General features: G+C 23.0%; 26 protein-coding genes and 1 riboswitch. Of the genes, 21 read left to right on the forward strand and 5 right to left on the reverse strand.

All coding sequences use genetic code 4. The features are described 5' to 3' along the window. Window positions 1–2: 2 nt before the first annotated feature. From tsf to STAIW_RS01360, 6 genes are all read left to right on the forward strand, one after another. Window positions 3–878, forward strand: coding sequence for a translation elongation factor Ts (gene tsf, locus STAIW_RS01330; RefSeq protein WP_020834069.1), 876 nt, complete (start codon window positions 3–5; stop codon window positions 876–878). A 3-nt stretch (window positions 879–881) separates the two neighbouring features. After that, on the forward strand, window positions 882–1,640 hold the full coding sequence (locus STAIW_RS01335; protein ID WP_020834070.1) for a hypothetical protein: 759 nt from the start codon (window positions 882–884) through the stop codon (window positions 1,638–1,640). Window positions 1,641–1,719: 79 nt separating this feature from the next. After that, window positions 1,720–1,808: riboswitch (TPP riboswitch) on the forward strand. A 27-nt stretch (window positions 1,809–1,835) separates the two neighbouring features. Next, a complete protein-coding gene (locus STAIW_RS01340; protein ID WP_020834071.1) occupies window positions 1,836–2,753 on the forward strand; it encodes an energy-coupled thiamine transporter ThiT in 918 nt (305 codons plus the stop codon). Window positions 2,754–2,840: 87 nt separating this feature from the next. Then, window positions 2,841–3,554, forward strand: coding sequence for a UMP kinase (pyrH, locus tag STAIW_RS01345; RefSeq protein ID WP_020834072.1), 714 nt, complete (start codon window positions 2,841–2,843; stop codon window positions 3,552–3,554). 13 nt (window positions 3,555–3,567) lie between these two features. Beyond that, window positions 3,568–4,116, forward strand: coding sequence for a ribosome recycling factor (frr, locus tag STAIW_RS01350; RefSeq protein ID WP_020834073.1), 549 nt, complete (start codon window positions 3,568–3,570; stop codon window positions 4,114–4,116). 409 nt (window positions 4,117–4,525) lie between these two features. Then, the gene (locus STAIW_RS01360; protein ID WP_020834075.1) at window positions 4,526–5,305 is read left to right on the forward strand and encodes a phosphatase PAP2 family protein; all 780 of its coding nucleotides are present in this window, start codon (window positions 4,526–4,528) and stop codon (window positions 5,303–5,305) included. 28 nt (window positions 5,306–5,333) lie between these two features. On the opposite strand, the gene STAIW_RS01365 is transcribed toward STAIW_RS01360, so the two are convergent. Then, window positions 5,334–5,561 (reverse strand): methylated-DNA--[protein]-cysteine S-methyltransferase, encoded by a 228-nt coding sequence (locus STAIW_RS01365; RefSeq protein ID WP_169522257.1) that lies wholly within the window; start codon window positions 5,559–5,561, stop codon window positions 5,334–5,336. Between the two features lie 23 nt (window positions 5,562–5,584). Beyond that, window positions 5,585–5,815 carry a hypothetical protein gene (locus tag STAIW_RS01370; protein ID WP_020834077.1) on the reverse strand — a complete coding sequence of 77 codons (231 nt, stop codon included), beginning with the start codon at window positions 5,813–5,815 and terminating at the stop codon, window positions 5,585–5,587. 83 nt (window positions 5,816–5,898) lie between these two features. Between STAIW_RS01370 and STAIW_RS01375 the strand changes: the two genes are divergently transcribed. The 3 genes from STAIW_RS01375 to STAIW_RS01385 all read left to right on the forward strand — a co-directional run bounded on the left by STAIW_RS01375 (window position 5,899) and on the right by STAIW_RS01385 (window position 9,990). Next, window positions 5,899–7,563: a hypothetical protein gene (locus STAIW_RS01375; protein ID WP_020834078.1), complete on the forward strand. Its 1,665-nt coding sequence runs from the start codon at window positions 5,899–5,901 to the stop codon at window positions 7,561–7,563. A 77-nt stretch (window positions 7,564–7,640) separates the two neighbouring features. Then, window positions 7,641–9,140 carry an MFS cation transporter gene (locus tag STAIW_RS01380; protein WP_020834079.1) on the forward strand — a complete coding sequence of 500 codons (1,500 nt, stop codon included), beginning with the start codon at window positions 7,641–7,643 and terminating at the stop codon, window positions 9,138–9,140. A gap of 1 nt (window position 9,141) precedes the next feature. Beyond that, window positions 9,142–9,990 carry an aldose epimerase family protein gene (locus STAIW_RS01385; RefSeq protein WP_020834080.1) on the forward strand — a complete coding sequence of 283 codons (849 nt, stop codon included), beginning with the start codon at window positions 9,142–9,144 and terminating at the stop codon, window positions 9,988–9,990. Here STAIW_RS01385 and ispG read toward each other — a convergent pair. Beyond that, window positions 9,987–11,066: a flavodoxin-dependent (E)-4-hydroxy-3-methylbut-2-enyl-diphosphate synthase gene (gene ispG / locus STAIW_RS01390; RefSeq protein ID WP_020834081.1), complete on the reverse strand. Its 1,080-nt coding sequence runs from the start codon at window positions 11,064–11,066 to the stop codon at window positions 9,987–9,989. The two genes, STAIW_RS01385 and ispG, sit on opposite strands and share 4 nt — an antisense overlap. A 122-nt stretch (window positions 11,067–11,188) precedes the next feature. On the opposite strand from ispG, the gene STAIW_RS01395 reads away from it, so the two are divergent. From STAIW_RS01395 to STAIW_RS01420, 6 genes are read left to right on the forward strand one after another with little or no spacing between them, the layout of a single operon-like run. Further along, window positions 11,189–12,043 carry a hypothetical protein gene (locus STAIW_RS01395; protein WP_020834082.1) on the forward strand — a complete coding sequence of 285 codons (855 nt, stop codon included), beginning with the start codon at window positions 11,189–11,191 and terminating at the stop codon, window positions 12,041–12,043. Window positions 12,044–12,054: 11 nt separating this feature from the next. Next, entirely contained in the window at window positions 12,055–12,795 is a 741-nt protein-coding gene (locus STAIW_RS01400; RefSeq protein ID WP_020834083.1) for a segregation and condensation protein A, read from the forward strand. Between the two features lie 10 nt (window positions 12,796–12,805). After that, entirely contained in the window at window positions 12,806–13,363 is a 558-nt protein-coding gene (gene scpB / locus STAIW_RS01405; protein ID WP_020834084.1) for an SMC-Scp complex subunit ScpB, read from the forward strand. A 2-nt stretch (window positions 13,364–13,365) separates the two neighbouring features. Further along, the gene (locus STAIW_RS01410; protein ID WP_020834085.1) at window positions 13,366–14,118 is read left to right on the forward strand and encodes a pseudouridine synthase; all 753 of its coding nucleotides are present in this window, start codon (window positions 13,366–13,368) and stop codon (window positions 14,116–14,118) included. 4 nt (window positions 14,119–14,122) lie between these two features. Continuing rightward, a complete protein-coding gene (locus STAIW_RS01415) occupies window positions 14,123–14,731 on the forward strand; it encodes a deoxynucleoside kinase (protein ID WP_020834086.1) in 609 nt (202 codons plus the stop codon). A 17-nt stretch (window positions 14,732–14,748) separates the two neighbouring features. Continuing rightward, window positions 14,749–15,465 (forward strand): YebC/PmpR family DNA-binding transcriptional regulator, encoded by a 717-nt coding sequence (locus STAIW_RS01420; protein WP_020834087.1) that lies wholly within the window; start codon window positions 14,749–14,751, stop codon window positions 15,463–15,465. Window positions 15,466–15,512: 47 nt separating this feature from the next. Here STAIW_RS01420 and STAIW_RS01425 read toward each other — a convergent pair whose 3' ends face one another. Then, window positions 15,513–17,417 (reverse strand): M13 family metallopeptidase, encoded by a 1,905-nt coding sequence (locus STAIW_RS01425; RefSeq protein ID WP_020834088.1) that lies wholly within the window; start codon window positions 17,415–17,417, stop codon window positions 15,513–15,515. 119 nt (window positions 17,418–17,536) lie between these two features. On the opposite strand from STAIW_RS01425, the gene STAIW_RS01430 reads away from it, so the two are divergent. The 3 genes from STAIW_RS01430 to STAIW_RS01435 are packed head-to-tail and all read left to right on the forward strand — an operon-like array spanning window position 17,537 to window position 19,379. Next, window positions 17,537–18,412: a fructose-bisphosphatase class II gene (locus STAIW_RS01430; protein WP_053228498.1), complete on the forward strand. Its 876-nt coding sequence runs from the start codon at window positions 17,537–17,539 to the stop codon at window positions 18,410–18,412. Next, window positions 18,393–18,548: a hypothetical protein gene (locus STAIW_RS06165; protein WP_169522258.1), complete on the forward strand. Its 156-nt coding sequence runs from the start codon at window positions 18,393–18,395 to the stop codon at window positions 18,546–18,548. The genes STAIW_RS01430 and STAIW_RS06165 overlap by 20 nt, the downstream gene beginning before the upstream one ends. A gap of 42 nt (window positions 18,549–18,590) precedes the next feature. Next, complete coding sequence (locus tag STAIW_RS01435; RefSeq protein WP_020834089.1) at window positions 18,591–19,379, forward strand: hypothetical protein; 789 nt, start codon at window positions 18,591–18,593, stop codon at window positions 19,377–19,379. Window positions 19,380–19,410: 31 nt separating this feature from the next. On the opposite strand, the gene STAIW_RS01440 is transcribed toward STAIW_RS01435, so the two are convergent. Beyond that, window positions 19,411–19,974, reverse strand: coding sequence for an inorganic diphosphatase (locus tag STAIW_RS01440; RefSeq protein WP_020834090.1), 564 nt, complete (start codon window positions 19,972–19,974; stop codon window positions 19,411–19,413). 91 nt (window positions 19,975–20,065) lie between these two features. Here STAIW_RS01440 and STAIW_RS01445 point away from each other — a divergent pair, with 91 nt between their 5' ends. The 3 genes from STAIW_RS01445 to mreB all read left to right on the forward strand — a co-directional run bounded on the left by STAIW_RS01445 (window position 20,066) and on the right by mreB (window position 22,759). Further along, window positions 20,066–20,776, forward strand: coding sequence for a hypothetical protein (locus STAIW_RS01445; RefSeq protein WP_020834091.1), 711 nt, complete (start codon window positions 20,066–20,068; stop codon window positions 20,774–20,776). Window positions 20,777–20,843: 67 nt separating this feature from the next. Continuing rightward, entirely contained in the window at window positions 20,844–21,671 is an 828-nt protein-coding gene (locus STAIW_RS01450; RefSeq protein WP_020834092.1) for an ECF transporter S component, read from the forward strand. Window positions 21,672–21,748: 77 nt separating this feature from the next. Next, complete coding sequence (mreB, locus tag STAIW_RS01455) at window positions 21,749–22,759, forward strand: rod shape-determining protein (RefSeq protein WP_020834093.1); 1,011 nt, start codon at window positions 21,749–21,751, stop codon at window positions 22,757–22,759. Window positions 22,760–22,817: the final 58 nt, after the last annotated feature.

Raw genomic sequence — 22,817 nt, forward strand, 5'->3', positions numbered from 1 at the left:
AAATGGCAGTTACACCACAATTAATTAAAGAATTAAGAGAAATAACATCAGCTGGTATGATGGACTGTAAAAAAGCTTTAGAAACTACTGAAGGAAATATTGATGAGGCAATTGTTTGATTAAGAGAAAATGGTCTTGCAAAAGCAGCTAAAAAAGCAGATAGAGTTGCAGCAGAAGGAGTTGCTTTTGCAAAAGCAAATGATAAAAAAGCAATAATTTTTGAAGTTAATTCTGAAACAGATTTTGTTTCTAAAAATGATAAATTTATGTCTCTTATTGAAGATATTTCAAATTCTTTATTAAATTCAAATGCGTCTACTTTAGAAGAAGCATTAAATGTAAAATTATCAACCAATCAATCAATAGCTGAAGCTTGTGTAGAAGCAACAGCAACAATTGGGGAAAAAATTGAATTAAGAAGAATGGAAACTACTGAAAATGGAGTTTTATCAATTTACAATCATGCCAATAAAAGAATTGCAGTTCTTTTAAAATTTGATGGGTCAATCTCAAATGAAGATGCATATAATATTTGTATGCATGTTGCTGCTATGGCACCAAAATATCTTTCATCTGATGAAGTTCCTCAAGAATTTAAAGATCAAGAAATGCATATTATAAAAGAAACAACAGATTTATCAGATAAACCTGCAAATGTAGCAGAAAACATTTTAAAAGGTAAATTAAATAAAAGAATTGCAGAAGTAACATTATTAGAACAATTATTTGTTATAGATGATAAACAAACAGTGGGAAATTTTATTAAATCAAAAAATTCAACTTTGGTAAAAATGTTTAGATTTGAAGTTGGGGAAGGAATTGAAAAAGTAACTACTGATTTTGCAGCAGAAGTTGCTGCTCAATTAAAGGGGAATTAGAAAATGAATTTTAATCTTTTGGCCGCAATATCAGGTGGAGAACAGCTTTTAATTTTATTAGTAATTTTATTAATTGCAGCACCCTTACCAGCCATGGTTTCTTGAAATTTAGCTTTAAAATTTAGAACTAATAAATCTGAAGAAAAATATATTAATAAAACTTTATTTTCAATAGTAGTTTTAATTCAATCGCTAGCAATATTAACTTCAATTTTAGGAATTATATTTTATTTTGTTTCAATAGATAATGAAAGTTTATCAAAAACTCTTGTAATTGTATTTATTGTTTTAACATTTGTACTTTGTGCATCTTGATATTCAATAATTCTATTTGTGCCTCAATATATATGATTTATCTTAGAAGAAGAAAAAATGACTACAATTGGAGATACTTTAAAATTTTTAAAAATTAGAAAAATTATTGATGATGAAGAAAAAGGAATAGTTTATATAAATTATTCTGAAGGTAAAAAAACATTAAAAAAATTAAAATTTAGCAAAAAAACAGAAATAGGTTTAAATTTTATTAGATTAGCTGATAAAACAGGAGTAAAAATTGAAAAAGGTAACCAAATAGAATATTTTAAAGAAGAGTTATTAAAATTAAAGGGTATTAATATTAATAATGATAGTAAAATTATAGAAGATAATTCAAAACAAAAAGATTCAACTAATTTAGAAAAAGAAAATAAAAATAGTGAAAAAAATACTATAAAAAATGAACCAAAAAAATCTAAAGATGTTGAAGATAAAAAAGATTAATAAAATAGTTAAATATGTGAAAATAATTTTCAAAAAAAAATATTTTCACATATTTTTTATTTTTTTAATAAAATATAATTGAAAAAGGCAGAGGTAGCAATTGCTTGAGAAATACTCTTAGAACCTGATCTAGTTAATACTAGCGTAGGAAGTCCTTTATAAAGACAATTCTGCTTTTTTCATGGAGGAAAATTCATGAATAAAAAAGTTATATTAAATATTATTTTTTCATTAATTAGAATGATATTATTTTTTGGAGTAGCAATTTGATTAAATATTGAAACAAAAAATAATGCAGATGCTGTTGAAAATTTGGCTTCTGTTATATTTACAACTATTCTAATTTTAATATTATTATTGTTATTTAATATTTTAGCAACAATTTTAAATGTCTATTCTGAGATTACAAATAAAAAATCATATATCATAATTTCATTATTAGCTCTTAATATAGAAAATTTATTTTTTATAAAATTAAATTTTTATCAAAAACATAATTTTATGAAATGAAAAACTTTAGATATTGCAATGATAGGTTTATTATTAGCATTATTTTGTTCAATAAATTTGATTACAGATATAATACCACCAATGCCTTTTTTTGTTACATTATCTTTTAAATTTTTACCTTTATTTTTTGGAGCATATATTTTAACTTTTAGTCAAACCACACTATTATGCTTTATTGCAGCAATATTTACTTTTATTTTTCCAGGCACATATAAAATATCATTTGAACAATGATTATTTGATTATTTTTTTACTGTTTTTAGTCCTTTTATTGCAAGTTGCTTAAAACCAATTAAAAATAATAAAAAAATTTTCGAAACTGTAGATTGATTAATTTTTATTACAGTTCCTTTATTAATGATATATTTGTCAAGAGTTGTTGCTGGTGCATTATTTTGATTTGAAAATGCTTGAGCTGGTTTTGGTTCATGAGGCTATTCATTGATTTTCAATTCTTTTAATACAATTTTTGATTATATTTTATTAATAGTTTTAGTTCCCCCAATGTGTATAACATTGGATTTCATAAAATACAAAATGAAATCATTTCATAATAATGAAATATTAGAAGATAAAAGTAATATTATTAAGGATAAAGATTAATATTAAAAAATAAATTTTTAAAGATTTATTTTTATTTTTCTATACTAAAAATTACCTTTTTGTTATAATTTATCTAGCGAGGTAAATATGGCACTAAAATTTAAAAGAGTTTTATTGAAAATTTCTGGTGAAGCTTTGAAGGGAAATGATGATATTTATGCAAAAGATAAATTAGATGATGTTGCAAAACAAATCATAAATCTTTCAAAAGAAGGTCTTCAAGTTGGAGTTGTAATTGGAGGAGGAAATATTTGAAGAGGTAAATTAGCAGGTACTTTAGAATTACATAGAATTGAAGCTGACTATATGGGCATGCTTGCAACAATTATGAATGCTTTGGCTTTTGAAGCTACTCTTAGGAAGTTAGGTTTCGATAAAGTAAAAGTTTATTCATCTTTAGAAATAAAAACTGTAACAAGTTCTTATAATTATAGAAATGCAAGAGAAAAACTTGAAGAGGGTTATATTGTAATTTTTGCGGGAGGTACCGGATATAGTTATTTTACAACTGACACAGGAGCTTGTATAAGAGCTATTGAAATAAAAGCGGATGCTTTATTAATGGCAAAAAATGGAACAAAAGGCGTTTATGATTCAGATCCAAACATAAATCCAAAAGCAAAATTTTTAGAAAATTTAACGCATGATGACTTAGTTGTTAAAAATTTACAAGTAATGGATTCAACAGCTGCAATGTTATCAAGAGATGGAAAATTGGAAATAGTTGTATTTGATATGAATGGAAAAGATAATATAGTAAAAGTTGCACATGGTAATTTAGAAGCAACAAAAATTAATTAGAATGGAATTTTTTATGCAAAAAGAAATATTAGAAATGACAGAACTAGATATGCAAGAAACTATTGAGCATTTCAAAGATTATTTATTAAAAATAAGAACAGGTAGAGCAAATTCAAATATGTTAAGTAGTGTAATGGTTGATTTTTATGGAACATTAACACCTATAAATCAAACATCACAAATTTCTTCTCCTGAACCACAACAATTAGTAATTAAACCATATGATAGAAGCCAAATTGCAAATGTTGTTGCAGGAATTAATAAAGCAGCATTAGGATTAAATCCAATTGGTGAAGGTGATTTAATTAGAATTAATATTCCACCATTAACCGAAGAAATTAGAAAAGATTTAGTTAAAAAAATGTTAAAGGAATTAGAGCAATTTAAAATTAGAGTTAGAAATGTTAGAAGAGATTCAAATGATAAGATAAAAAAAGATAATTCTATTCCTGAGGATGCAAAAAAAGATTTGGAAAATGAAATTCAAAAATTGACAGATAAATATATTTCTCTACTTGATCAATTTTCAAAAGAAAAAGAAAAAGAATTAATGAAAATATAAGATACTATTAAAAATAGTATTTTTTTTGTTATTATATTAGTAATTATATTTTAGAGGTTATATTTATGTTTCAAAAAAGTAGAGAATTAAAATTTCTACTTATACCAGGAATAATCTTCTTTTGTATTACTTTTATTAGTTTTGGTGTTAGTAGTTTTTATGATTTAGAGGTTCAAGAATTTTTAGCAAAGGGATTTCAAATTTTTAGTTCGAAAATGTGAATAATATTTTTTGATGTATTAGGGAATTTTCAATTTTTTCTTGTAATTTTTATTTTTTTATCGATATTATGAAAATCTTTTTTTACCTTTTGAAAAAATAAAACAAAAAAACATTTTTATTAGAAAATCAATGAATCTTATATATTTTTTATATTATTTTTTTACTATTTTGGGGTTTTTACTCATATTTGTTTATTGAAAATTTATATACAAAGGATGAGGGATTTGGAATTGGAAATGATGCTCTTTTGCTTTTACCAATGGAATACAGAATTATAATTGCATGATCAATTATTTCATTTACTTCAATAATTATTTGTTTTTGTTTTTATTATTTAAGATTTAAATTTCCAAAAAGAAATGATATTTTTATTCAAGAGTATTGATTAGATAGTATAAAAGGTTTGCTTTTTATTTTCTTATGCTATTTAATGATTGCATTTTTTAAACCACTTTTTGGAAGACCATATTATTATTCAGTTATATTCAATGATATATTAACTGAGTATTTACCAAAAAACTGAATTTATGATAGTAGTAAATATATATGAGGCTCAGGAATTGATGGTACAGGAAATGTAGAATATAAAAATTGATGAGAAATTAATGATTTTTTAGAAAATCTAAAATATTGATTTAGTGACACAGCACATTTATTTCAAACAGATGGTTGAATTAATCAAGATTTTCCTTCAGGTCATACAATTTCAACTTTTTGTGTCGCTACAATTATGTTTTTATTTGTAAATCAACAAAAAAATAGAGAATTGACAAAAATTAAAATTTCAATTATTTGAATATGATTTACTTTTATATTATTTTCAATGAAATTTTCACTAGTTGTCGCAATGACCCATTGGTGAACTGATTTTGAATTCTCAACTTTATTTGGTCTTTTAATGTTTTATTTAATTTCGAAAATAGTTGATTCAACTTGAAATGGAATTCTAATTAAAATAAAAAAATAATAAGAGAAATTAAAATATCAATATATAACTAATTTTCAAGAAATAAAAGTCATTTTTTAATTTCACTTCCAAATCTAAAATTAATTATATTTTTATTTTTTGATATAACTCTGTGAGATGAAATTAATAATAAAATTAAATTTTTACTAACAGATGATGCAATAGCTCTTGTTGAATTTCTTAAATTTAATTTTTGTGCAAGTTCGCTATAATATATTGTTTCTTCATTTTTAATTTCTATAATTTTTTTTCACACTTTAATTTGAAATTCACTTCCTATTAAATAGAGCAAATTAATATCTGTATTTTTTTTTCAAAAAAATCATCAATTATATTATTTATTCATGTAGGACATTTTTCATTATTTTCAATAATAAGAAATTTGTTTCTAGGAAATCAATTAAAAATATCATCATTTGGAAAACCAATAAAACATATTTTTTCATCAATGATTCCAATATTTATGGAAAATTTGTAATTATCATTTTTAAATATATTTATTTTTTTCATGTTTTTCTCATTTCTTATTTTAAATATCAAATATTTGTAAATATTAATGTTTAATATATACTAATTATATAGGAGATGTTAGTATGGGCTTTAAAATAGGGGTTATAGTTAATTATAACAATGAAAACTATATAATAATTGATGTAATAAATAAAGAAACATCTAGTGGAAAAATCACATTTTTAAAAATAAAAAATATTTTAAATCAAGAAATTTTTACTGTAGACTCAAGAAATGTTAAAGAAATTAAACTAAGAAATAATAAAATTAAAGAAGAAAATATAACAGATACAGGCTATATTGAATCTCTTTTTGATTCAGTTGGAAACTTTGAAGATAAACAAGAAAGTATTTTTGATTTATCAGGAGAAAATACTTATACATTGGATGATACTTTCCTAGAAGAAGAAATAGAAACAAAAAGATTAGAGCAATTTTCAAATTTAATTCAAAGTTTTCAAAAACCTGAGCATAATACACAATTAACTCCAAGAAGAAAAAAAGAGCAAATTGCTTTTGAAAGCTCTCCAGTTATTAATGAGACATTTAGTAATTTAAATGTTATTGGTGAGATTGAAACTACAGAAATAATACCAAGAAGAGTTTTAGAAGAAAAAAAAGAGAAAAATTTTAATTTTAATAATGATCAAAATAATATATATATTTCAAGAAATACACAAAATGAAACTCTATTAAGTGAAATTAAAAATAATCAAGTGCTTGAAAAACTAGAAGATACAGCTGATTTTAATAATGATATTCTTAAAAATTCTAATTCAAAAATAAATATTGAGGGAACAAACAATTCTTTTAAAAATGATGTGAATACTAATCAAATTAAAATTAATGACTTAGAAGAAGAAAAATTAGAATTAGATATGTTAAATCAAAAACATAAAGCAATAGATAATTCAGTTATAAATTTGGTTCAAAAAATCAATGAAAATTCAAATATTAATGAAGAATATAGTAGAAAAATTGCAGTTAATATGGAATATGAAAAAAATTTAACTGAAACATTAGATTCTAATGAGGTGGAACAAGAAATTTTAAGAGATAATTTAAAACATAATAATAGGTATTTGGACAGCAAGCAATTAGATACACTAGAAACTGGCCCATTAAATACAAAAAAATTTATGGTTAGTTTTACAAAGCAACAATCAATTCAACAAAATTTAAAAAATAATTTTGAAAATAATAATGATACAAATACTTTATTTGGATTGACTGCAGGTTTTGACAAGGAAACTTTAAAAAAATCAAAAATTTATAAAAAGTTTAAAGTAATGAATTCTTGGTTAATTATTTTATTTACTTTAATGATATTGACTCCTTTATTAAATTATTTTGCAAAAACAGTCTTAGTATGATTGGACGAAAATTTAGAATTTTCTTTAATTAATATTTTTTCATTATTTAAATTGGAGCAATTTTTTATAAATGATATATTGTTAATAGCTTTATCTTTACTTTTTATGCTTGTATTTCTTGTTTATCTTATTATTTATCTAATTTTAGTTGGAGATAAACAATATAAGAAAATTGCATATTATAATTTTCAACTAGAAAATAAAATTGAAGTAATTGATTCAATTCAAAATTATAATAGTGAATCAAGCTTATATTTAATTAAAGTTCACAATGAAATAAAAAAAATGAGAAAGGAAATTAAAGAATTAAAAAGGAATAAGATTTCTTCTGATTTTTTATCTTCAAAAAAAGAAATTTCAAAAGTTTCACATTAAAGGTTTTATAACCTTTTTTATTTATATTTTTTTAAAAAAATTTGTTCAATGTAATAAAATAATATGTGAGGTGCAAAATGCAAAATTGAGACTTATTAATATTTTTTCCTATATTATTTATTTTTGCAATTTTTGCAATTTCTTTTATGTGTTATAAAGAAAAAATGCCTAAAAAAAGTTATATTTTAATTACGCAAATAATTTTATTTTGATTAATAATTGGATATATTGGAAATAGCTTATCCAATAATATTTCAGCTAATAAAATTAGCTCACTTTCAACATATATTATTTTAATTATTTTTAGTTCATCTATGTTTTTAATTTTCTTAAAACCATTAGCAACATGAACTACTGGTATTTTAAAAAATAGAAAAATTTGAATGCAAATTTCATATACATTAACTGCTATAAATTTAGTACTTTTGATTTTCTTTAGTAATAATTTAACTTTATGAAATATATTTCTTATTTCAATTTTCTATTCACTTTCTTTATCAACTTCAACATTATATTATTTATACTTTAATGAACAATTTTTTTATAGAATTTATACTTTGCCAACAACATGAATTATTTTTACATTAATATCTTTTTCAACTACTTTTGGATTGTATTTAAATATTTTAAATTTTGAAATTATAAGTTTGAAATTTAATATGGCAATTCCAATATTTCTTATTTTATTATTAATTATTTGTTTTTTATTTTCTTTTTTACAAAAAGAAAATAAAAATTTAGTTGGTTCCTTTGATACAGAAGTAATTTCTCAGTTACCTAAAAAAAATAATTTAATTTTTATATCAATTTATCTACTTGTATTTTTAACATCAATAACAGGTGCACTAAATAATTCATTAATTATAAAAATATATATGGCACTAAATTTTATGAAATTAGATTATTTAAATTCTGATATTGAAATATTTTTAAGAATTAATAATTTTATATATTTAATTCCCTCAATAATAGTTTCATATTTTTTATATAAATATGCTTTAAATTTTTTAACTCAAAGAGATTTTTTATTTATAAATATTTTTTTATTATTCATTTTTTATACAATATTGGCTTTTGCTAATAATCCTTTCATTTTTATTGCTGTTAATTTTTTTACAGGAATTTGTATAAATCAAATTTTATATTCTTTATTTTCTATATGCATGTTTTGAAATTATAGAACACCAAAAAATCCTGTAACTGGTTTTTGAGGTAGTGCTTATTTTGGAGGACAATTTTTAGTTATTTCAATTGAAGAAATTCTTTCAAAATTAAAAATTGGAATTTTTAAAGATTTTTCAAGTGTAAATGAATTACTTTCATTAAGAGATAATCAAAATTGGCAACAGTTTTATTCAAAATTTAATGATGCTTCAACTTTATGCATGACTTTAGCTTGTGTATTTTCATTAATTGTTTTATTAATATTTTATTTTAGAAATGCACAAATATTTGCAGATTTCTTAAATTATAGATTAGCTATACAAAATTTAAAAATTATATTAAAAAAACGTGTAATTGAAAAAACAAAAACACAAATGAAGATTTCAATAGAAAATTTTGAGGAGAGTTCTTAATATGTTAGTTTTGGAAAAGGATAATATAAAAATTTTGGTTTCAATTAATCCATTTGAAATAAAAAGTATAAAATTTGAAAATAAGGAAATTCTTTATCAACAAGAAAATAATTGAAAGAAAACTTGACCTATTCTTTTTCCAATTTGTGGAACTTTAAAAAGTAATTTAAAAGTAGATGGAAAAGAAATTTTTTTAAAAAGACATGGTTTTTTTAATGAAATTATTGATTGAAAAATTTTAGAACATTCACAAAAAGGAATATTAACTGAATTTATTTCAAAAGACAAACTTATTAATCAATTTCCATACAAATTTAAGATTTTATTAGATTTGCAAATTATTAATAATCAAATTAATTTTGATATAACTATTGAAAATATAGATAATAAAAAAATGTTTTTTTCATTTGGACATCATCCAGGTTTTATTATAAATGATAATACTGAAATTATTTTTAATAAGAAACAACAGTATTGTTCTGATTTTAAACGTGGATTAATAATTTCCAAACAAAGTAATTTTTTTGAGATAGAAAAATTAAATAAAAATGACTTATCCTTTAAAAATTCAGATTCTTATTTAGTAAGAGAAAATAATTGTGATAGAGTATCTATTAAAAATGATTTTGTAGAATATGAATTAATTTTTGAAAATTATAAAAGTCTTATTTTATGATCTGAAAGTAATGAAGCAAATTTTTTATGTATTGAACCATGAAATGGACTTCCTGACTTTGAAGAAAAAAAATCTGATGAATTAAAAGATAAGGAAGGTATTTTAAAATTAGAAGTAAATGAAATTAAAAAATTTGAATATAAGATTATTTTTAAAAATGGAGAACAAAATTAATTTTGCTCTCCATTTTTTCATATATCATAATATTCTAAAATTAATTCTTTAAGTTCAGGAACAAGTAAATCCTGAGATACAGTCTTATAAATTTTTCCCTTCTTAAAAATAATTCCACCTTTATTTCCACCAGCAATTCCAATATCTGCTTGACTTGCTTCACCAGGTCCGTTAACTACACATCCCAAAATTGCAACTTTTAGGGGGAATTGCAATTTTTCTACAAATTCTTCAATTTCTTTAACGACATCTCTTAAAGCAAATTCTAATCTCCCACAAGTTGGACACGCAATAACCTCAACCATATTTTCAAAGAGGCCCATAGAATTTAATAATCTTTTAGCTACTTTTATTTCTTCCACTGGATCTTCACTTAAACTGATTCTTATTGTACTACCAATACCCTTAAAAAGCAGATAACCTAATCCAAAACTTGATTTAATAGCACCATTTAGTAGACTACCTGCTTCAGTAATTCCTAAATGTGCGGGATAACTTCAATATTGACTTGCTAATTCATATGCTTCAATTGCCATTAAAGGGTCTGTTGCTTTTAAAGAGTAAATTATATTTGTAAAATTATATTTTTCAAGAATTTCAATATGTGTTCTAAGAGATTCAACCATTGCTTTTGGAGTTCAACCATATTTTGCTACCATATTTTTTGGCAAGCTACCTGAATTAACACCTATTCTAATTGGAATATTTTTTTCTTTACATTTCTCAACAACAGCAATTGTATTTTCTTCAATTCCAATATTCCCAGGATTAATTCTTATTTTTGCACATCCTGCATCAGCTGCAATTAATGCAAATTTATAATTAAAATGGATATCTGCAACTACAGGAATTGGAGATTTTTTAACAATTTCACTTAAAGCATTTGCATCATCAATTCCCAATACAGCAACTCTTGCTATTTGACAACCTTCTTTGAATAATTCATTAATTTGGTCTACTGTCTTTTCAATATCATGAGTTTTTGTTGTGGTCATTGATTGAATTACCACTTTGTCATTTCCACCAATTTGAACATTTCCTACCATAACAGGTTTTGTATTTTTTCTTAAATGCATACTTAATCTCCTTAAAAAAATTTACTTTATTTCTTTTGTTATTATACACTTAGTTTGTTTTAAGAGTGTTTAAGACTATAAATAAATTATTTTATGTATAATCTAAATAGGAGTGGAAAAAAGTGTCTGAAAAAACAACATTAAAAGATATCGTTGAAATAAATAAAGTTTTAACAATTAAAAAATATGATTCCTATAAGGAATTTTTGGTATATACAGATATAATTCAAGAATATATAGATGATACTTTTTTTAGAAATGATGTAATTATTGAAAGATTAGTGGAGTATGCACAAAAAAGTGCCCGTTATTTAGATATCACTTTTAAAGAAAAAAGTGATATAAAATTAACAGTAGAAAATATTCATGATTATATGTTACATACAAAAAGAGCTGTAGAAAAAGCACTTTTTATTGAAGATGAAGCATTTAATTTTTCAATTTTTGTTGAAATAAGAAGTATTGTTAGATATTTTTTGGAAAAAACTTATGAATTTGAATCACTTAGAAATTATGAAATTTTATATGGAATAAATACAATGGAATTTCATCAACAAAATGAATCTTTTAAATATCTATACACAGTTTTTGATAAGTTTACATATATTTCAAAACATTTAAATGAAAAATATGTAAAGAAAAATGAAAAATTATCATATCAGGATGTGCAGTTAAAATTTTTTACACATTTTTTAAAAGATATTTCTTTTCTTTCAAAAAGTACTAGTGATTTTCAAAAATTAAGTGATATTATTGAATTAATTACATACTCAAAGGCTTGACATTATATTAGAAGATTAAGAAATTCAATTGAACACGATTTTGTAGATCCAACATATAAATATAATATTTCACTTTCTCTTGAATTACTTTTTATAATTATTGGTAGAATAATGCTTGGTTTAACAAAATATTTAAAATCAGAAAATGAAATTAGAGAAACTTTAGATTCTTTAAAAAGTGAAAAACTTGAATAAAAGGAAAAAATATGCAAAAATGAAATGAAATACAATTAAATAATTTTAATGGTCCATTAGATCTTTTGCTTCATTTAATTAAAGAAAAAGAAATTAATATTATGGATATTAATTTACTTGAATTATCAAATCAATATGTAAATTATATTAGAGAAATTGAACTTTTAGATTTAGAAATTGCAAGTGAATATTTAGTTATGTCAGCTTATTTAATTGAGTTAAAATCAAAATTATTAATTCCAAAAGAGGAAGTCAATATTGATGATAATTATGAAGAATTAGAAAGACAAGATTTAATCAGAAGATTAATTGAGTATCACAAAATTAAAGAAGTAACAAATTTTTTTAAAACAAAACAAGAAGATTATTTAAAGGGTTTTAGTAAAATAAAAACAATAATTAGAATTGCAAAAATCGATGATAATGAGTTGCCATTAGCAGAAAATAATATTAATATTGATAAATTTTCAAATATTTTTTTAAAAGCAATAGAAAAAAATAAATTTAAAAAAATGGAAATTAATACTATTAAAGCAGAAGAAATTTCGCCAGAAAAAATTTCAGAAGAAATTAAATTATTTTTAAAAAATAATAACGTTAGTGAAATTGATTTAGTGAAATTGATTGAGTTAAAAGAATTTTCAATAAAAGTAATGGTTGCAACTTTTTTAGCAGTATTAGATTTAGCAGCTAAAAAAATAATTACAGTTTCTCAAAATGAAAATGAAGTTATTGTAAAATATATAGGTTAAGGAGTTTCATATGGATAACATAAAAAAAATATCTGTTATTGAAGGATTAATATTTGTTAATGGTGATGAAGGAACAACAATGGACGATTTAAAAATTATTTTGGAAGAAAGTAATGAACAGTTAATTGAAAAGTTAATTGAAGAAATTACTCAAAAATATAAAAATGATAAATCTTGTGGATTGGAAATTCAAAAATTTGCAAAAAATAAATATAGAATGATTACAAAGAAAGAGAATGCAGATTTTTATTCAAAATTAGCAAACGTAAAAACAGAATCAAAATTATCAACAGCAAGTATAGAAACTTTATCAATAATTGCTTATAAAGGCCCAATTACAAGAGCAGATGTTGAAGACATTAGAGGTGTTAATTGTGAATCAATATTCCATAAATTAAAATTAAGAAACTTAATTATTGATGCAGGAAAATCAATGGAACTTGGAAAAGCAACTTTATATAAAGTTACTGATGATTTTTTAAAGTATTTTAATTTAAATAGTTTAGATGAATTACCAAAATTAAAAGAGGTAATTGATGAAGAAAAAGAAATATTTAATAGAGGTTAATTATGATAGAAGAAAGATTACAGAAAATAATAGCTTCAAGAGGTTATTGTTCAAGGCGTCAAGCTGAAAAATTAATTGAACAAGGTAGAGTAAAAGTTGAAGGAAAAATAATTAAAGAATTAGGAACAAAATTTGAATCTAATGTAGAAATATCTATTAATAATAAACCTTTATTAGAAGTAAAACAAAAAGTTTATTATTTATTTAATAAACCAAGATTAGTTTTAACAACAATGGATGATCCCAAGGATAGAAAAACAGTAGCTGATTTTTTTAATGATTCAAAAATAAGAGTTTTTCCCGTGGGAAGACTTGATTATGATGTATCAGGAGCATTAATAATGACAAATGATGGAGAATTTGCAAATTTTGTTATGCATCCAAAATTTGAATTTAGAAAAACTTATCAAGCTTTATGTAATGGAAAAGTAACTAAATATCAAATAAGAGATTTAATTAATGGAGTTACTATTGACGATGATTATAAAACAAAAGCTATATATGCAAAATTATTAAAATATGATGATGAGTTTAATGAATCTGTTATTGAACTAACAATTGCAGAAGGAAGAAAACACCATGTTAAAAAAATGTTAGTTGCAGTAAACATTTATTTAAAAAAATTAAAAAGAACACAAATTGAATTTTTGGAAATAAATGATATTGAAATAGGTAAATTTAGAGAACTTAAACCCCATGAAATAAAGCAATTTTATGGAATTTATAATTCTTTAAAAAACAGAAAAGGAAATTAATATTATGAGAATAGCTATTTTTGGTACTGTTGGTGCTGGAAAATCAACAATTTCAGAAAAAATTTCAAAAAAATTAAATTATGAAATTTTTCCTGAACCAATTGATAATAATCCATATTTTGATGATTATTATAAAGACATGGAAACAAATGTTTTTAAAATGCAAATTTATATGCTTACAGCAAGAAGTCAACAATTAATTAAAGCAAATTCTATTAATAATGTTATTTTTGACAGAACTATCTTAGAAGATCCAATTTTTGTGGCTGTAAATCATGATTTAGGCACAATGAATGATATTGATTATAAAACTTATACAGATTTTTATGAACAAGTTGTAATTCCAAATTTAACACATAGAGTCGAATTTGATTTGGTTATATATTTAAAAGTTTCAACAGATAAAGCAATAGAAAGAATTAAAGAACGTGGTAGAATTCAAGAATTAGAAACTCCAAGAATCTATTGAGACACTTTGAATAAGAGATATGATGATTTTTTTAATATAAGAAAAGATATGTTTAATTTTTTAGTAATTGATGCAGAAACAGATGATATTGATTTAAAAATTAATCAAATTTTAGATAAAATTAATGAATTGGAAAAACTTTAAAAAAAGGAGAAATAATTATGGGAAGAGCACATGAAGTTAGAAAACAAAGTATGGAAAAAACTGCTGCAATGAAATCTGCAATCTATGGTAGGGCTTCAAAAGAAATTTATATGGCAGCGAAAAATGGAAGTAAAGATCCAGAAGCAAATTTAGCATTAAGAAGTGCAATTGATAAAGCAAAATCTAAACAAGTACCTGTTGATGTAATTCAAAGAGCAATTAAAAAAGCAGAAGGTATGGATGGAGAAATTTTTTTTTCAAACAGATATGAAGGTTATGGACCAGGAAATTCAATGATAATTGTAGATTCATTAACAAGCAATGTGAACAGAGCAATTGCAGAGATTAGAGATGCGTTTAATAAGAATGGGGGAAAAATTGCAACAAGCGGTGCTGTTTCTCATTCTTTTCAAGCAACAAGTATATTTGCTTTGGAAGGACAAACAGTTGAAGAAATTTTAGAATTTTTAATGATTGAAGAGTGTGATGTTAATGATGTATTTGAAGACGAAGAAATGCTATTAGTTTATGCTCCTTTTCAAGAATTTAATAAAGTTAAAATAACATTGGATAAGTTTGGTATTAAAGATTATAAAATGGCAGAAACTACAATGTTAGCTGATGAAAATATAGTTATAACAGATAATGAAGCAAAAATTAAATTTGACAAATTAATTAACAGACTTAATGAATTAGAAGATGTTCAAGATATTTATCATAATGTTGAAAATTAATAAGTAATTTTAATTAAAAAAATCATACACTTGTATGATTTTTTTAATTATCAAATTTTAATTCTATTTTCTTTTTCCAAAAACATTCCATCACCTTTTTTTGTTTCAAAAGTTTCGTGAAATTCGTCAATATTAATTAAAACACCGTTACATCTAAATTCTTCTGGAGAATGTGGATCAATTAGAAGTCTTGTATTTTTTAATTCATCTGTAGATTTTCTTTTTCAAATAATTGCATAATTCTCAAAAAATAATTTTAAATCATTTGGAAATTGCTCTTTACAAATATCTAAAGCAGCAACAACTCCACTTAAATCACCAATATTTTCACCAAGAGTTAATTTTCCATTTACTTTTGAACCATTAACCTCATAATTACTATATTGTTCTACTAATTTTTGAGTTCTATTGCTATATTGCTTATAATCTTCATCAGATCATCAGTTTTCAAAATTTCCATCTTTATCAAATTTACTTCCTTCGTCATCAAACCCATGGCTTACTTCATGACCAATTACAGCACCAATTCCACCTAAATTTTTAGCTTTAGGTTCATTAATGTCATAAAATGGAGCTTGTAGTATTCCAGCTGGAAAACAAATTTCATTTGATGTTGGATTATAATATGCATTTACTGTTTGAGGATACATATATCACTTTTCTTTATCCACTGGAAGATTAATTTCTTTAATTTCTTTTTTTGTAAAGTATTGTGAAATTTTTGTTAAATTTTCATATAAATTTCCACCATCTTTATAATCTCTTATATCAATGCTACTAAAATCTTCTCACTTATTTGGATAACCAATTTTAATTTTAAATGTATTTAATTTTTCAATTGCTTTTTCCTTAGTTGTATTTGACATTCATTCTAAATTTTGAATTCTTTTTGAGTATACTTTAATTAAATCATTTACAATTTTTAGAACATCTTCTTTTGCTTTTTCAGAAAAGTGTTTTGAAATATATGCTTTTCCCAAAATTTCTCCTAGATGTGAATTTGTAAATTCCACAGCTCTATCAATTTCAGGTTTCATTTCTTTCATACCGCTAAAAACAGATGAGTATTCAAAACTAATTTTATATAAATTTTCTGTTAATAAAAAACTAAAAACCATAATTACTTTAATTTTTAAAATATCTTTAAGGTCATCTAATTTAATATTTTCCAACATTTCACCTAATTTTTTCAAAAATTTAGGTTCACTTAATATAATCACTTCTGCTTTTGAATATCCAATTTTTGTTAAATGTTCTTTTCAATCAATAAAATTACACAATTCATTTAGTTTATCTAATGTAACTACATTATAAATATTTTCTGGACTACGCAATTCCTCTTGTTTTAACATTGCATGAGAAATTTCTTCTTCAAATTTATAAATTAAGTTAAAAACATTTTCATTTGAAAATTTAATTTGACTCTCTTTTATTAAATCATTTATATATTTTTGATATCCACTTTTAATTTCTTTATGTCTTGGATGGCTTTCATCATAAAAATCCCTATTTGACATTCCCAAACTCATTGCAGAAATTCCTAAAGCTCTTTTATTACTGTTTTTAAAGTCTGAATCTACTCCTTTTGAATGAAAAAAACTAATATTAAATTCTTCAAAACATTCAGTTAAAAAATTTGAAAAATCCTTTTTATCATTTAAATTATTAATTTTATTAATAATTGGTTCTATTGGTTTAATTAATTGACTATTTCTTTCTTTTCAATTTAAATAGTTATTAAAAATATTGACAATTTTCTTTTCTTCTGAGTTAAGAGAATTGTAATTTTCTTTAAAATCTAGAATTAAATTTTTGATATCATCAATTGATTTTTTATGAAGCATTTCAAAACTTCCTCATGATGGATAACCATCGGGAAGTTGAGTATTATCAATTCATTCTTTATTTAAATAATCATAAAAATTATCTTGAACTCTTATTTTGTTTGACATTTTTATTTCTTCCTTTCTAAACATATTATATTGTTAATTTTAAAATAAACAATAGATAGTATAAAAATCTAAATAGAAAAATTTGCTATAATTAAAATTGATTTAGAAAAATTTATTTTATGAATAAAGATATTGTTTTATTAAGAACTGTTGAAGTTGCTGCAATTGCTTCATATAAATATATTGGAAAGAAAAATAAAGATTTAGTTGATCAAGCTGCTGTTGAAGCGTTTGAAGTAATGCTTAAGAATGAAAAAGGTTTTAAATTAAAAGTTGTAAATGGTGAAGGGGAATTAGATATGTTATACGTTGGTCAAATTCTTGGTGATACTACTGACCCATCTGTAAATACTTTTGATGTAAGTGTTGATCCAGTTGAAGGCACTAATCCTGCAGCATATAATTTTGCAGAAAGCATTTCAACAATTGCAATATCGGGTGAAAATACAATGTTACAATTGCCAGAAATGTATATGGAAAAATTATTCGTAAGTGATGAATTTAGAGATGTTATTAATTTAAATAATGGAATTATAGAAGTTGTTCGTGAAATGCAAATTTTTGCAAGAAGAAAAGATTTAAAATGTATTATTTTAGATAAACCAAGACATCAAAAAATAATAGCAAAATTAAATGATATGGGAATAATAACAAGACTTATACAAGATGGGGATGTTTTAGCAGCAATTGATGTTGTTAATGGTACAGCAGATTTTGTTTATGGTATTGGTGGAGCTCCAGAAGGTTCACTTATGGCTGCATTGTCAATTTCTTCTGGATGTAAAATGCAATGTAAGTTAATATCTTATAAGGAAGTTTGACCAAATGAATCTGAAACTGAAAGTAGAGTTTTAATTGAACAAGCTTGATTACAAAAACATAATTTAGATTTTTCAACAATTTTAAGTGATTTTGATCTAATTGCAGATAAAAGAGCATGTTTTTTTTGCAGCTGGTTTAACAGCTGGGGGAAGTTTGAAACCTATAGATTATAAAGGTGAAAAATTTTACGTTAATGCTTTTATGTCTTCTCATGGAATTACTAGAAATATTAAAACAGTTTATGACGTTAAAAAAGTTAATGATTTAAAACCAGGAATTAAGTATTTATTTGATAAATATAAAAGATAATTTAACTAATATTTTGTAATATAATATTGCTAGGTGATATTTGTGGAGTCATTAACAAAAATACTTTTAATTGCATTAATATTGGCTTTTTTGACTTTATTAACTATAAAAATTTTAAATACGTTATTTTGTTCTAAAGTAGAAATTAGAGAAATACAATCAGCAGATAGTAATATTTCATCTTCAAAAATTGAAGAAATAATTAAAAAATTTCAGCATTATTTAAAAATTGATGATTTAAAAGTTAATTATGCAGATACAGATACATATATTAGAATTACAGATATTTTAAGAAAAAGAAATAAAGAAATAAATATTCCAAAATGAATAATGCCAAGTGTTGGTTATGAATTAGATTATATTCTTGCAAATATTTGATATAGTGCAAAATTATATCAAAAAAATAAACAAGTTAAAAAGGCTCAATTATTTATAAAGTGACTACCATTAATTTTTAGTAATCTATTTTACTTAAATTTTTTAATATCAATCTTTTTATCTATATTGTATATATCTTTTTTTACTTCAACTTATCCTGGTGAATTTTTATTATTTTTATTTAGAATTCCAATATTTGAAGTATTTGGTTTAGTTTCTTTTTTAATTTTAATTACTATTATATTTTTCTTAAATAATATTAAAAGTCATTTAGAACTGAAATATGAAAGAGAAATTATTTCTTTTGTAAATAATGAATGTGCAGGATATAAATCAGATATTTCTGCTGCAAGAGTATACGCAACGGGTTTTGAAAAATTAATTTTTAAAATTTTTAGATGAAATAGCAAAACTTCTAATTTAAAATTTTTAGGACCTTTTACAATATTATAAAAAAAATGAGATTATATAAATCTCATTTTTTTTATCCTTTGCCAAGTCCTTTAATTTTTCATTCTTCCATTATTTCTTCTTTTCCACCAGGCTTTAAATATCTATCTTTGTAATGTTCAAATCTTTCTTTACATTCAACTAACTCATGCATTGCTTCATCAACATTACCTCAACCATTAATTTTTACTTCTTTTTTTTGTAATGCCTTATATTGTAAAAAGAAATTTTCTATCTCATCTTTCAAATGTTGTGGAACATCTTTTAGTGTTGTAAATTCTTTAAATCTTGGATCATCTGAAAAAACCCCAAATAGTTTTGTATCAATTTCTCCAGCATCAATCATTTTAATTGAACCAAGAATTCTAACATTAACAGCTACACCTGGTAAAGTAGGGTGAGTTGCTAAACTAATTACATCCAAAGGATCTCCATCTCAGTCTAGTGTTTCAGGTACAAAACCATATTCTCCTGGGTAAAAATTTGCACCATATAAAACTCTATCTAAACTAATTTGATTTGAATTAATATCGTACTCATATTTATTAGAGCTACCCTTTGGAATTTCAACGATCATTTTTATAATATTACTTTTCATTTTTAATTTCTCCTTTTACAAATTTATTTTATAGTAAAATTATTATTGTTAATAAAAAAATTTGGATTATTAGAAATTGGAGTGTAGAAATATGGAAAAATCTGATATTAAAAATGAAAAGCAACTTTTAAATTTAGATAATCAGGATAATTTTGATTTAGTTTTAATAAAACAAATAAAAATAAACAAATGAAAAAATTATTTTAAACTTACTTCTCACAGAATTGCGCTATTAGCTATTGTTTTAGCATTAAATATTTGTTTATCTTTTATAAGTGTATATTTATTTCAGGGTTTTGCTTTTTTAGGTTTTTTAAGATATGAAATTACATTTATAAGTTATTTAATTTGTTTAAAAGCAATTAATTTATTTTATAGTAGCTTAATTGTTATTATTGCTTCATGAATGAGGTTTATTGGAATTGACCCAATGGCAGAATGAGTTGGGGTATTAACAATGAATCTTTCAGACTTATTTGCAATTTGTATTTTTGCATTATTTTTTTATTTTTCAAATATTTTTTTTAAAAATAAAAATTATGAAGTTTTGAAAACCTTTATAATAGCTTTAATTGTTAGTATTTTAGTTTCCTTTTGAAACATAATTTTAAACTTTAGTTTTATTCTTTATCTTTATGATAAATTTTATGGTAATTCTAGCGGTGTTTTTTTAGAATTTAAAACTTGATGATATGCAGGAGTTTTATTTGGTTTTAATATTAGTAAATATATGTTTAACTTTATTATTTTTTTATCATTAATTAAACCTTTAAATAGAATAAAAAGTAACTCTAATTTATAAAAATTATAAATTTAATTTATAATTTTTATAAATTAGTTTATAATTATTTTATAAATAGGAGGTCAATATGTCTGATAACAAACATTCAGTTCCTGATCATTTAGATGAAAAGGAAAATAAAAAAGATCATTACCACAATGAACATCATTATGATAACAAAGGAAATCATGACGATATTATTGATGATGATTTTAATTTCAAATATTCAATTTATATCAATAAAAAAAATCTATTATATAGATTAGCAGCTGCTGGTGTATTTTTAGCACTTGCATCAATATGTACTTTTTTTGATTCCATGCTTGAAAGGATTTTTACTTTACCTCTTGATGGTGTAATTTTATCAGTTAGATATTTAGATATTTTTGTTATTACACTATCAATTGGGGTTTTAGGCCCAGTATTTTCAAGTTTAATTGCTTTTATTGTTCCATGAATTCATTTATTAATGGATGCAGAACATGGTCCATTACCATCATTAATTGATTCATTAGGTTATTTTGCAATAATATGAATTTTATGATTATTGTATTATGTTATATTTAAAAATTCATATATTCATAAAGATCCAAGTAAAAAAAAGGATTTAATTAAAAGATGAGTACCTATTGCAATTTTTATTCCAATAACTTTAATTCTATATGTTCCTTTAACAATTTTAATGATATATATTTCTAATCCTGATCATGAAGTTGAAGAAGTAAAAAATCAAATTTTAAAAATTGTTAATTATCATGAAACACATGAACATGGTCACTGAACGGATTTTAAAGAAAAATATGTAGTATATACTTTTATAGTTATAGGTTTTGAAACACTTAGATTTACAGTATGTTACTCATTATTCGCAGTTATTGAGCCACAAATGAAAAAATTAAATCATATTTATAAATAAAATTAAAAGATTTTATTTTTTTTCTTTAATTTTGATAAAATCATTAATGATAATATATAGATTAGTGAGGAAAAAAAATGGCAAACAAAAAACCAGTTTATATTTCAATGGATTTAGGAACAGCTTCAACTTTAGTTTATATTTCAGGACAAGGTATTGTTTATAACGAGCCTTCAATTGTTGCATATAAAGTAAAAGAAAATCGTATTATTGCGGTTGGTGAAGAAGCATATAAAATGATAGGTAAAGGTAACAAAACATTAAAAATTGTTAGACCAATGGTTGATGGTGTAATAACAGATATAAAAGCAACACAAGCACAATTAAAATATATTTTTGCAAGATTAAGATTAGAAAAAACTTTAAAGGGTTGTGTAATGTTATTGGCTTGTCCATCAGTAATTACAGAACTTGAAAAATCTGCTCTTAAAAAAATTGCAGAAAGTCTTGGAGCAACAAATGTATTTATTGAAGAAGAAGTAAAAATGGCTGCTCTTGGAGGAGGTGTTAATATTAATACACCATCTGGACAATTAATTGTTGATATGGGTGGAGGAACAACTGATGCAGCTGTTATTTCTTCAGGTGATATTGTTTTATCTAAGTCTATAAAAATTGCAGGAAATTACTTAAATGAAGAAATTTTAAAATTTACAAGAGCTCAATATGGATTAGAAATTGGAATTAAAACAGCTGAAACAATAAAAATTAAAGTTGGTTCATTGGCAAAATTCCCTGATGAAAAAACTATGAAAGTTTATGGACGTGATATTGTTTCGGGATTACCAAGAGAGATAGAAATAACTCCTCAGGAATTAAGAGAGGTCTTAAAAATTCCTTTATCAAGAATTATTGATTTAGTAGTTCAAGTTTTAGAAGAAACTCCCCCAGAATTGGCAGGAGATATTTTTAGAAATGGAATTACTTTATGTGGAGGTACAGCATTAATTAAAGGAATTGATAAGTATTTTGGTGATACTCTTCAATTACCAACAAAAGTTGGTGAACAACCTTTATTGGCTGTTATTAATGGAACTAAGAAATTTGAATCAGAAATCTTTGAACAATTGAGAAATAGACAAGAGTAATAGAAATTTAAAATATTTGTTTTATAAAACAAATATTTTTTTTATTTTAAAAATTAAA

Source organism: Spiroplasma taiwanense CT-1, assembly GCF_000439435.1.
In the GTDB taxonomy this organism is placed as follows: domain Bacteria; phylum Bacillota_I; class Bacilli_A; order Mycoplasmatales; family Mycoplasmataceae; genus Spiroplasma_A; species Spiroplasma_A taiwanense.